The organism is Bacteriovorax sp. BSW11_IV, from assembly GCF_000447755.1.
Taxonomy (GTDB): Bacteria; Bdellovibrionota; Bacteriovoracia; order Bacteriovoracales; family Bacteriovoracaceae; genus BSW11-IV.
The window spans coordinates 75,203-86,921 of record NZ_AUNE01000010.1 but is presented as its reverse complement, the minus strand read 5'-3'; the positions used below and the strand labels follow the sequence as shown (position 1 = coordinate 86,921).

Here is an 11,719-nt window from a genome sequence, read left to right as displayed (position 1 = left end):
TCTATAATAGAGGCCTTTTTTATGGTTCATAAGCTAAGACAATTGGGACAAAGACTTCACATATACGATTTGTATATGGCCTTTGCTTTTCTTGCGAGTCTTTCTCTTTGGCTTGGTTTCTATTACAAGAATGACTTATTTCTCCTTCATTCATTTGTTGAATCTCTTTTTCTAGTAGGAAATTATTATTTCTTTTTAGGTCATTACCATAGGACTGAAGAGTATAAACTTCTTAAAACCTATCCACTTTATTTCCTTTTTCAGACAATTTGCTGCGTGGCCCTGACCTTCAAGTATCAAAATATGGGCGGTCTCTACTTAGGACTTGTGCCTTGTGTTTGCGGTACATTTTTCTTTATGTATAGAGATGAAAAGGGCATTGATAAAAGTGAACGCAAAGGGCTTTTTCTCTACCTCATGGGGGCCTGTGCATTTTTGGCCTTCTCTGCCATCAAAGATATGACATTCATCTCATATTCTGAGGGGATTCTTTTTTTCGTTTTTTCTTTCTGGGTTATGGGGCTTGTTTATTTGTCCAATGAATATGTACTTCAAAATCAACGCTCTTTAGTGGGTGTATTGTTAAAGAAAAAGACTGGAAATGTGGCCAGCGTTTCGAATGATAAAAAAGACAAACTTTTTTTTCACGATCTCATCAATCACACTCATGGGCTTTCTCTATTTTTAAATTCAAAAATTTCATCAGGCAAAGAAACATCTACAGATGAGAATCTTCTTCTTTTGGGTGAGCTAAGAATGATGCAAGCTCTGATCAAGGATCATTTTGGTCTAGGGCATAAGAATCTCCATGGCCATTATGATGTAGTGAGTTTTGATTTTGCTAAAATTGGTCTTTTGAATCTCGTGGATAATTATCTTCCGGAGTCAAATGTCGAAGGGCATTTCATTTTTAGAGGTGGAGCGGCAAGTGAGGCCCCTTTGGAGATTAGGGCCAATTGTATGGTTTACTATCCTATTTTTCATAGAGTCATGACAAATATCGTAAAGAATATCTCTGAAGCGAAATCGCGAAGTGCAGAATTCATTTTTGATTACAAAGAAGATGGACTTCATATTACGGTAAAAAACAAAATTACTCAGTTAAATGATCTTGAACGCTCAAATCTTCATAGCGATCTTGGAAAAATCATATTACTTGCCCAAAATGATAAGACAACTGGTCACGGGCTTGAGTCCATAAATACTCTGGTAGACAGTATTGGAGGGGACTTTTCTTTTAAAATTGAAAATGGACTTTGGATTAATGAAATTTTTCTGCCTCGACCTAGCAATGAACAATTAAAAAAATCTGCTTAAAGTTTCCTTTGTATCTTTAAACGAGGAAAATCTTTCAAACTTTGGCGCAAAGACAACTTTATTAGTATTCTATATCTATACACCAAGGAAGGTTATGAAAAAAAGAATACTGATACCCTTTTTATTAATTCCCTTAATGCCTATGGCATCTGCTCAAATGCTTTATCGTCCAGCGGGAGAAATCGTTCCAGAGAAAGGTTTTCAAATTGATGTAAGCGCTTCTCAGTACGAATCTACTGCTCGCATTGATGATGAAGGAAACGAGGTTGCCTTTGATGAGGGTGCAGGTTTTGCTAAAACTGATGTGGACTTTGGTGTTCGTTACGGATTTTCACGCAGTCTCGAATTTGGACTTGGTGGCCGCTACAGAATGGTGAAATCAACAACTGAAGCACAAGAAAATACTAATTCAGGCCTCGAATCATATTGGGCCTCTATAAAATATCCTTTCTCGCCAACTGGTAATATGCGCTATGCAATTAGTGGAAAGGTGCTACAAACTTCCTATACAAATACAAATTACGATACTGAGGACGCGATAGATTCCGAGGATCAAGTACTAGGCGATAGTGGGACTGAGCTATCTTTAACGTTAGATGCCTCATGGTTAAGAAAAAAAGATCATGCTTTTGATGCTTCTATTTCTTATGTGATGCCGGCCAATGAAATGAGTGCTGAAGTTCAATACGACGTCTCAACATTGTGGCATTTTACGCGCTTTGCTTTTGGTGGTGGTATGAATGGTGTCTATTCTATGGGGCAAGACGCAAGAGAGGAAAGAAGCTTCCAGGCCACAGGACAAACTCGTATGTATAATTCTGTGAACAGAGCTTTTGCGAGGGCCTATGGTAAGGCCTACTATGCTTTTGACAGTTTCAGAATTGGTGGTTTTTTTGGATCAACCTTACAAGCAACTTCATATGACAAGGGCTACGACATGGGGATTTCTATCACAATCGCCTCTAAGGGTCGTGATAAGAAGATTGATAAGGTAGAGGCCTTTAAAGAATATGATATTGAGGCCACTGTGCTAAAAGTTTCCCCGCGCGGTAAGTTTGTAAAAATTGATCATGGAATTGCTCAAGATGTCGAAAAGGGTATGAAATTCGATGTTTATCAAACAGATTATTTTGGAGGCAACACACTTGTGGCCTCTGGCGTGGTCGTTGAAATTGGAGCGAACTGGTCCATCATTAAGCTCGCTAAGATTTATAAAAAAGTGCCAATCATGAAAGGATTTGTTGCCAGAGCAACTAATTGAAAATTGGAAAAAAGGGCCACATCTTGGGCCTTGTGGTTAAGTTAGGTTACAATAAATTTGTCTCCAATATTAAAGGATTAACAAGATGCTTATGAGAAAGTTCTTATTGAGTTTCGCTCTTATTCTGTCACTGAGTAGTGAAGCGAAAATGTTCACAAGTGAGTTCACGGAGTTTCAATTACCCTCAGGTTGGGAATGTGCTCTAGAAGGATCGGAGTGGGTATGTCAGTCTACAAATACTGACAGAAAGCGCGAGGCCATTATTATTCTTGCTGCAAAATTGCGCGGGGATGAAGATACACTTTCGGCCTACCAAACATACTTAAAAAATTCTCGTGCCTTCAACCTCCCTGGAGGAAAGAAGCAAGTGTCTGAACCAAAGTATACTAATGCTAAGGATATCAGTGGCCACCAGTGGATTGATTCACTTCACCTAGCGAGTGAGGTTCCTGGTTTCTACACTCGTTATCTTGCGACTGTTAAAGGTGATCTTGGTGTTCTTGTAACTTTCTCTGTTTCAAAAGATCACTATCAGGCCTATCAAAAAGTTATTGATAAGATTGTTGAATCATTAAAAGTATTTGCTCAGATGAAAAAGACAGGGACCCAACTGGTTAAAAAAGGTAGTGGAGACTCACTTCCAGGTGAAGGTGCCTTCGTTGGTAGTGAAAATGATCTACTAGATATTTCAGTTTCAGGTAAGCAAAAACAAAAAGACAACTCTGGTGGTGGTGCTGCTGATATGCTTATGTATATCATTGGAGCTGCAGCTGTTGGATTTGCTGTCATGAAGATGAAAAAAGGCAAAGGTAAAGGTGCTAAAAAAGTCGCCAAGAAAAAAGTAAAAAAGAAAAAAGAAGACGCATAAAATAGGAAAGGGTGACGATGTCACCCTTTTTTAATTGTGTTTAAAAAGTAGTCAATTTCCCTCCAAAATCCCTCACATTACTGGCATCATTTTTGCTCATTAAAATTTAGTTAATTTATTGTCAGGACTATATTTATGAAAAGGCCTCATCTTCTATCGCTCCTAATTTTGAGCTTCAGTTTGAACTATTCATTCGCAATTGAAGAGGTCACAGATCAAGTGGTTGATCAAAAAACCATCGCCTATAAAACTTTGTGCAAGCAAAATGAGCTCTATAGTGAGAAGGCGCTGCCTTTAGATCAAAGGATCTCAATTGATTGCAATAATAATTACCATCACTATCATTCAGATGCCTCAAGAAAGTATTATAAGCGTGGTTTAAAGGCCTCTGGTGGCGTTAAATTGGCCAGCTTTAATGTCTGGCACCCTGGTAAATCGAATTCTCGTTTTAAAGATTTGACCCTCGTTGCGCAAATTTTAAATCGCTATGACATCGTGGCCGCACAAGAACTCCTACCAACTGTTGGTGATGAGGCAAGTGATAATGAGCGTATCATTTCAGAAATTCAAAAGATAACGGAGAATAAGTCTCTTAATACGACGATGGATGAATTGGTTCGCATCTATAATGTTCCAGGATATTTTAAAATTCTCATTGAACTTAGAAAGCTTGATCCTTCTTGGGCGCTGTTACTCTCTAGTAGAGGGGAGGCGCAAAAAGATGGTGACGTAGAAGAGCTTGTTGGTTTCTATTACCGAGCAACAAAGGTTCGCCCTAAGGTAAATGAATATTGCCGTGATATGGTGACAATGAATAAAGGTAATCCTGTTGCCTGTACTCCACACTTTTCAAAATTTGATAGGGGTTATGATTATAAAAATCTATTTTCTAGACGTCCTTTTATGGGAAGTTTTGTTTCTGGAAAGTTCGATTTCACTCTTCTTTCTGCACATGTGATCTTTACATCTCCAAGTGCAGGGGGGTTAAGAAAAGAAATCCTACAAAAAGTTTTCAATGTTAAAAGTATTGAAGAGCTTGGAAGTGGCGCCACTGCTGAAACATACGCTAGATTAGGTGAAGTAAAGATGACATTGGATTTTATTTCAATGATCAAAGAGAAATACCGTGAAAAAGATATTATCTACACGGGAGATTTTAATCTTGAGTCTAACAATGATGCCCTTCAGAAAATAATTCACGGGCATGAGAATGCTGTGCTTTTAAATAGTGATCTCTCATCTGTTACCGATATTCGCTATGATAGCAAGGGTGAGAAAACAGATGGTCATGCTTCTAATTATGATCACTTTATTCTTGATGAAAAAGAGACTAGTGAATGTGACTTGAACTCTGTTAAGGCCATGGATTTTATGACAGATCCTGTTGTTGATGAATATATTCGCGAGCACTATCTCATTCGCTCTGATGAATTACTTGAGGGTTATATTTATTCTCACAATGAAAGAGCAAAAGAGATTGTTTCTTTAAGGTTTTCAGAATTAAAAGATGAACTTTTAAAGAAAAAGCGCATTGTCCGCTCTAAGATCGTCGATACTCATGATGAGAAATCCATTCAAAGTGAAATGAAAGATTTTGCTTCAAGAGTTTTTAATTCGCAGTTTAGTGATGATTCTTATTACCGTGTCTACCGAGAACTTATAAGCGATCATTTACCGATTGAGATTAATTGTCGAAACTAGTTTTAGATAAAAGTGACCATTGTTTGTTCATATTCCTTTTTATATTGTGCCTGGCCAAGAAAGAGCAATATAAATCTCTGTTTATTGGTTGATCAGTTGGCATTGATCTTGCTCATTAGTAATTATCTCCAACCAAGGAATTCCTATGAAGTTTTTATTTTTAATTTTATCTTTGAGTACATTTAGTTATGGTGAGTTTTTTGATCTAGAGAGTGATCTTGTTTTGAAATATAAGAGTGTCGATGCACATAATTTGAAAACTGAATGTCAAGGTGGCGGTTTGGCCTCAGTTTGTCAAATAGAGCTTTCAAATACGCCCTTGGCCAGTGACTTAGGTTTCTTATTTCCTTATCTACCAAATATGAATGCTTTAAGACTTGCAAGTATTGTGGCCTTACATCATAACAAAAAAGTTGATCTTTACCAATCTCGTGGAGATCGAGATCACTTTATTGCGACCTTATCTGGTGAGACTATTGAAAATAGTTTGTTTAGAGATGATACTATCGTTTTGAAGAATATATCATCAGAAAATTTTTCATTTAAAAATCAAAATGTTTACTTATATGGACATCGTCTAAATATTGAAAATTCACGTGATTTAGTGAATATGATCAAATATTCAAATGAGCAATCTGGAAGTATTACAATGACTTTTTATGGTAACGATATTAGAAAACCTGAGTTTTTTGTTGAATAACAAAATACAAATAGCGACGTTCATTTGTGGTGAACGTCGCATGACTAATATTAAAAGCTTTTTTCATTAATAATATTCGTAATTTCATCTAAATTCAGACCAAATTCAATGGCCTTCTCAATTTGTTTTGAACAATTAAATAAGGCCCTATACTTACTTTCTAATTCTTCATCAAGCTCTCTCATCTCTTGAATAAAGGCCTCGACATCTCCAACTGCTTCTGGTGAGCATGAAAAAATAAGATCTGTTTCAATAACGGCCTGATTAATTGCGTGTTGAATTTCTTCTCTTGAAATATTTGCAGAGGAACTTAGAGTTATCAAGAAAGCACAAGTAAGCATTAATAATTTCATATTCGACTCCCATTGTTTATGTTGTTTGTGCTTTTATCGCTTCCCAAAAATTGTGCAACTGCATTGTTTTATTTATAAATTATTTTGTAGGGCAAGCTTGTCACAGCTCTATAAATGGTCCCAAATTGTCAGAACTTATCATAATACTAGTAACCAGAAACTGGCATAGTATTGGCAATATAAGGCCTTTAACAGGGATATGATTATGGAAGTTATTGAATTTTTGAAGAATTGGATGAGGAAATTGTCGATAGAATCGTCAAGTGTCTATTGTTTCATTTTTCTCTTAGCTCCTACATATTCATGGGCCCAGTTTTACTGTCCACAAAGAATAAAGATTTCACAAGGGGTTTATTCAATCCTCGCAAAAGAAGGTCTAAACTATCTCGAATATAGTTTCTGTGCCTCTTTGATGAGCGTTGATTTGAAAAAACCGTTTAAAAGTTCAGGAATTCCATTTTCTAGGATGAATTTTGAGGGAGCAAGGTTTAAGCAATCATTTGATAATGAAGTTGATATTGTTTTGAGATCACAAAGTATGCTTTTAGATAATGGGCATTATAAAGTTGTTTCAACAGATAATGGAGAAGTGCCATTTCAACATAAAAATCTTGATTTTGATTATAAATATGACTCTGGTTTAATATTAATTCCTCCTTATAGGAGGAGGGCCGAAAAAAGTACTTTTGAACTCTCACATTCATATCTAGAAAAATCACTCGACTGGGAAGCTATTTTAGAATTGGATCAGATGGCGAAGAAAGCATGGGATGACTATGTCTTTGAAATGAATAAAAAGGGAGTGTATGAATCAGGCGCTCTTAGAGAGCATTACTTTAACAAAGGTTATAAAAATAAAATTTTTGATAATTTTAGACATAGTCTAGTTATTTTTATGGAGAGTTCAACTGTCTCAGTCACTTATGGACTTAGCATGTTGGAAAACTTTCATCCCTTCTTTGTTCAAACTCTTTTAGAGTTTTCAATCTATTCTCAATATCGTCTTCGCTATGGCCTTAACCCAAGTGCTATTTTTAATAAGGCATTCACTGAAAGGGCCAGTATCGGGCAAGATGAAGGTCTTGTTTCTTATACATTTTTACTTTTAAATATTGTGACGGCCAATGATAAATCATGTTTGAATTTTGGTCTTTCTCCTGAGTATTCACGATCATTAGTAGAATATAGGGATTTCTTAGACCATGATATTCTTGATCATATTGTGAGTAGTTATAAGTACAATACCTCAAAAAATTGTGGGTCTTTCTATGAACATAAATTCTATGAGATTAACGAACTAGATCAAACTCGAGGAGTCCTTCATCAAAAAATGGGAAAAATCATTTTTAATAAGTTTGAAGAAATAGGGAATTATATTTTAAAGAAATATCATTAGAAGATGATATTAAGTTTTTTTAAATTATCTTCGCGGTAAATTTCATTGGCCTGTTCATCACGAGTGGCCGTTTTTTTCCAATCTGTTTCAAAATCCGATCCCTTTCTTGCAAAGGGGTCATGAAAGGGGCGATCTTCAACATAAGGTGAATTCTTTGTTTGAGAGGGCGCGAGTTCTTTTTGACGAATCTCTTTTTGTACTTCGACAAAGTGGCGATTGTTTTCTTTTAACTCCTCAACAAGATTTTCCACCGATTTAGATCGGGATGAATGCGTTAAGGAATTGAGAATTTTTTGTACTGAGGCCATAACAGCTTATCGACACTTTCTCTTGATGGTTTTAGTCGAATATATGAGATTCACGTTATTTCAGTAGGATAACTTATCACGAATCCATGTGGAAATGGCCATTGGGGACTCAAAATGGGCCTTGTGAGAAGCGTTTGGTATAAGTGTTAGTTCGGTTCCATACTTTTTAAAACGCTCACCAATGCCCTTATACTTCAAGTCATACTCGCCTGTCGCAAAGTATGTATTCGCACTGAAGTTTTCAAACTCTGGCCAATAATTTTTTTGATTAAATAAAGACATATATTCCAATGTCTTTTTAAAACCTTCGAGTTGGGAATATTTTTTATCGAGAAGTTTCAAAGCATTTTTATGATGAAGAATATTTCCAAAAAGTGGCATCTGATACCATTTTTTTAAAAAGTTCTTAAAGTCTTCTTCATTATGAATATTTTGGAAAAAAGATTCTTCAAATTTTTTTCTGTCTTTTTTTTCTTCTTCAGGAATGCCTGCATTGCCAGATTCAATGAAAAGTTTTGTGATAAAAGAAGAGCATTCTTTCAAAGCAATGGCCACGCGTGCCCCTTGGGAATAACCGTAAAGGATTATATCCCTCTTATAACTTTTAAGTTCGCTAGAAAGCTCATTTATGAGCGATTCCCAATTTGGGAAATGAAGACCCGAGCTCTCTCCATGTCCAGGAAGATCAATGGCCACACAAAAATAGTCTTGCCATAAATTTTCTATCACTTCATTAAAATCTTCTTTTTGACCCATGAAACCATGAAGAAAAACAATCATAGGCCTTCTCGGATCTCCATAGCAGACTTTTCTAAATGCGCTCTCTGGTAAAGAATGCTCTTTTGCAAGAAGCCTGTTCTTTTTTATTCCTTTTTGTAAGTACTCGCTATTGGTATTCATATAGAAGCATTTAGGAATTTTGTATGAAGAGAGCCTTGTTTTTAAGAGTTCTTTATAGAATAGAGCATTTTCAATTTTTGAAACTTCAATATGGCATACGGCCACTTGATCAAATTGTGGGTGATGAACATTTGTAATAAGAGCATCTTGAATTCCTGGCAGCTCTAGCAGTTCTCTTTCTATTTCTTCAGGATTAATATTTTCTCCGCCACTTTGAAAAACCTGATCTGTCCTTCCTGTTACGTAGAAAAGATTGTTTTTATACTCAAAAGAGTCTGTTGGTCTTATTTCTGTTAAAATTTCTTTTTCATCCAAATGACCCATCATAATTCCTGGAGAGGAAATAACGATGCTACCTTGATCGAATTTAATATTTCTATAGGGCATGATTGTGCCAACGCTTTCCAGTACAGAGAGGTTTTTAGTAAAAGCAGTGGCCATTACCTGGGCGCATGTTTCACTTTGACCGTAAGAATTCGATAACAAAAGATTGTGAGACAAGGCCCGCTCTAATGTTTCTTTTGGTGTACGGGCCCCACCCAGAATTATCCCTTTTAAATTATGTGTTGGTTTATTCTTTTCCAGGTATTCACATAGTCTTAATAATTGTGTCGACACTAGGCTGAGGTAATTAATCTTTGGATCAAGAAAACTCTTCACATCGCTAGGGTCACAGATTTGTACATGTCCTTCACATAACTGCATTCTTAGGGCAATCATAAGACCGCCAATGTGAAAGAGTGGGAGTGTTAGGCCATAGGTTTCATCTTTTTGAAAATGATAATGCTCACAGGAGCTTTTTGCTGCAATTAAAAGGTTTTCTTTTGAGTGAACGATTCCTTTGGGAGTTCCTGTTGAGCCTGAAGTGAAAACAACTAAAGCAAAGTCTTCTCTTTGTGATTTAAGAACTTCTTCTTTTTGACGTTGCTTTTCACTCTCTGGGGAATGAGGATTTAATGCGACAAAGGGAATATTCTCATTGAAGCACTTTAAAAAGCTCGCAAGATATTCATCGGGGTTTGTGTTGTCGCAAAAGAAAATATTCATGAATAAAAGCTATCATTTTGCTTTGTTTGAGGCAAATATTCTTGAGGGTTATGAGATATTTGCACAAATTTTATAGTGGAAAATCAAATGAAAAAAGATCAATTTCATCCTGTGCGTCACTGCAATTTTCTGGTGTGGCCTCTTCAAAACGAAGCCCAACTCCAATTAATCGAACAGGAATGGGATTTCTCATGTAGGCCTCAGTGAGAAGCTCTTTGAAATATTCTATAATGTCTGCATTAATAGAGCCGCTTTGCCAGAATTGATCAAGCAGGTCATCGGTGCGGGTTTTTTCAACCGTGACTGATTTAAAATTATGAAATTTTAGCTTTATAAATCCTTTTTTTAATCGCAGGGGTCCACCCCCTTTACTCTCATGTTTTTGTTTAAAGCGCATGAGTCTGTCCGTGACCTCTTCAAGAAGCGAGGGGACTTCAAAAAGACAGGCGTCTAAATTGTCGATGTCACTCATGTAAGTTTGTTCACAACTTAAACTCTTTCTTGTCCAATCCGTGACAACGTCGCGATTATCTATACCATGGGCGTAATCCCACAGAGTTTCTCCAAAACTTGAAAAATGCATTTGCAATTTTCTGAGTCCAAGTTTTTTTATATCGCCACAGGTTTCAATTCCCGCTTCTTTCAAGCGAGCTGCGGTAACTGGGCCAACACCATTAATTTTCTTCACTGGCAAAGTGGGAACAAAGTCCATGACTTTATCAGGCGTAATGACAAAGAGCCCATTGGGTTTATTCCATTCACTGGCCACTTTGGCCAAGAACTTATTAGGGGCGACGCCAGCGCTTGCTGTCAGGCCTGTGCGCTCAAAGATTTTTCTTTTGATTTCTTTCGCTATTAAAGTCGCACTGCCGTGACATTCTGTACAATTTGAAACATCGAGATAGGCCTCATCAAGACTTAGAGGTTCTACGAGATCAGTGTACTCATAGAATACTTCTTGAATGATTTCACTTTCTTTTTTGTACTTATGAAAATTGGGTGGCATAATAACTAGCCCTGGGCATAGTTTTACGGCCGTATTGCTTGGCATGGCCGATCTTACGCCATATTTTCTTGCAGTATAATTGGCCGTGCATAGAACACTCCTCGTGCCTGGTTTTCCGCCAATGGCCAGAGGAATGTTCTGGAGTTTTGGATTGTCTCTCATTTCAACTTGAGCATAGAAACAATCCATATCGATATGAATGATTTTTTTTGCTGGATTATTCATAAAAGCGCATGAGTCCCACAAGAACTCCTGCAACCTTAATATCCTGTTCATTTGGATCAATGATAAAAGGCCTCATTGTTTTATTGGCCGGGTGAAGTTCTATCAGATTTTTCTTTTTAAAAAACTTTTTAACAGTGGCCTCACCATCAACGACAGCAACAATCGTTTCACCTTGATTGGCCGTCACTTGATGGCGACAAACAATGATATCACCATCGAGAATACCATCTTCAATCATGGAATCACCCACTACATGAAGAGCAAAAAGCGGACCTCTTATTTTTCTCATATGGTCAGGAATTGTGATCGTATCGCTTGGATTTTCAATGGCCTCAATTGGAATCCCTGCAGCGACATTTCCAAGAAGAGCAATCTCGTTGTCATTGCGCTCTTGTTTTGTTGTAGCAGGCTTAAGTCCGCGTCGAGCATTCCAATCATTTTCTAGTAGACCTGCGTCACTGAGATAACTGATATATTTTTGAACTGAGCCAAAAGATTTAAAAGAAAATTCCTCTTTTATTTCTTTTTGAGTGGGAGATACGCCGTGTTCTTGGTAGTATCTGCAGATATAGTCGTAAATTTCTTTTTGTTTTTTAGTTAGTGCCATGGACTTATTTTGTGCGTAAGTTGTGCGTAA

11 protein-coding genes are annotated in these 11,719 nt (G+C 36.8%); 6 read left to right on the top strand and 5 right to left on the bottom strand.

The features are described from left to right. Positions 1-21: 21 nt before the first annotated feature. From M899_RS03380 to M899_RS03360, 5 genes are all read left to right on the top strand, one after another. Positions 22-1,317, top strand: a complete 1,296-nt coding sequence (locus tag M899_RS03380) for a GHKL domain-containing protein (protein ID WP_021270049.1) — start codon at positions 22-24, stop codon at positions 1,315-1,317. Between the two features lie 94 nt (positions 1,318-1,411). Then, entirely contained in the window at positions 1,412-2,578 is a 1,167-nt protein-coding gene (locus tag M899_RS03375) for a hypothetical protein (protein WP_021270104.1), read from the top strand. Between the two features lie 91 nt (positions 2,579-2,669). Next, complete coding sequence (locus M899_RS03370) at positions 2,670-3,446, top strand: hypothetical protein (protein ID WP_155897060.1); 777 nt, start codon at positions 2,670-2,672, stop codon at positions 3,444-3,446. A 135-nt stretch (positions 3,447-3,581) separates the two neighbouring features. Then, positions 3,582-5,147, top strand: coding sequence for an endonuclease/exonuclease/phosphatase (locus M899_RS03365; RefSeq protein WP_021270105.1), 1,566 nt, complete (start codon positions 3,582-3,584; stop codon positions 5,145-5,147). A gap of 145 nt (positions 5,148-5,292) precedes the next feature. Beyond that, a complete protein-coding gene (locus M899_RS03360) occupies positions 5,293-5,847 on the top strand; it encodes a hypothetical protein (RefSeq protein WP_021269931.1) in 555 nt (184 codons plus the stop codon). 50 nt (positions 5,848-5,897) lie between these two features. Here M899_RS03360 and M899_RS03355 read toward each other — a convergent pair whose 3' ends face one another. After that, positions 5,898-6,200: a hypothetical protein gene (locus tag M899_RS03355; protein ID WP_021270036.1), complete on the bottom strand. Its 303-nt coding sequence runs from the start codon at positions 6,198-6,200 to the stop codon at positions 5,898-5,900. Between the two features lie 205 nt (positions 6,201-6,405). Here M899_RS03355 and M899_RS03350 point away from each other — a divergent pair, with 205 nt between their 5' ends. Then, positions 6,406-7,596, top strand: a complete 1,191-nt coding sequence (locus tag M899_RS03350; protein ID WP_021269934.1) for a hypothetical protein — start codon at positions 6,406-6,408, stop codon at positions 7,594-7,596. Here the strand turns inward: M899_RS03350 and M899_RS03345 are convergent. The 4 genes from M899_RS03345 to lexA form a co-directional block, all read right to left on the bottom strand. Continuing rightward, positions 7,593-7,847, bottom strand: coding sequence for a hypothetical protein (locus M899_RS03345; RefSeq protein ID WP_021270033.1), 255 nt, complete (start codon positions 7,845-7,847; stop codon positions 7,593-7,595). The genes M899_RS03350 and M899_RS03345 overlap by 4 nt on opposite strands. A 117-nt stretch (positions 7,848-7,964) precedes the next feature. Then, the gene (locus M899_RS03340) at positions 7,965-9,851 is read right to left on the bottom strand and encodes an alpha/beta fold hydrolase (protein ID WP_021270100.1); all 1,887 of its coding nucleotides are present in this window, start codon (positions 9,849-9,851) and stop codon (positions 7,965-7,967) included. A gap of 70 nt (positions 9,852-9,921) precedes the next feature. Continuing rightward, on the bottom strand, positions 9,922-11,082 hold the full coding sequence (gene dinB, locus M899_RS03335; RefSeq protein WP_021270083.1) for a DNA polymerase IV: 1,161 nt from the start codon (positions 11,080-11,082) through the stop codon (positions 9,922-9,924). Next, on the bottom strand, positions 11,075-11,689 hold the full coding sequence (lexA, locus tag M899_RS03330) for a transcriptional repressor LexA (protein ID WP_034727753.1): 615 nt from the start codon (positions 11,687-11,689) through the stop codon (positions 11,075-11,077). The genes dinB and lexA overlap by 8 nt, the downstream gene beginning before the upstream one ends. Positions 11,690-11,719: the final 30 nt, after the last annotated feature.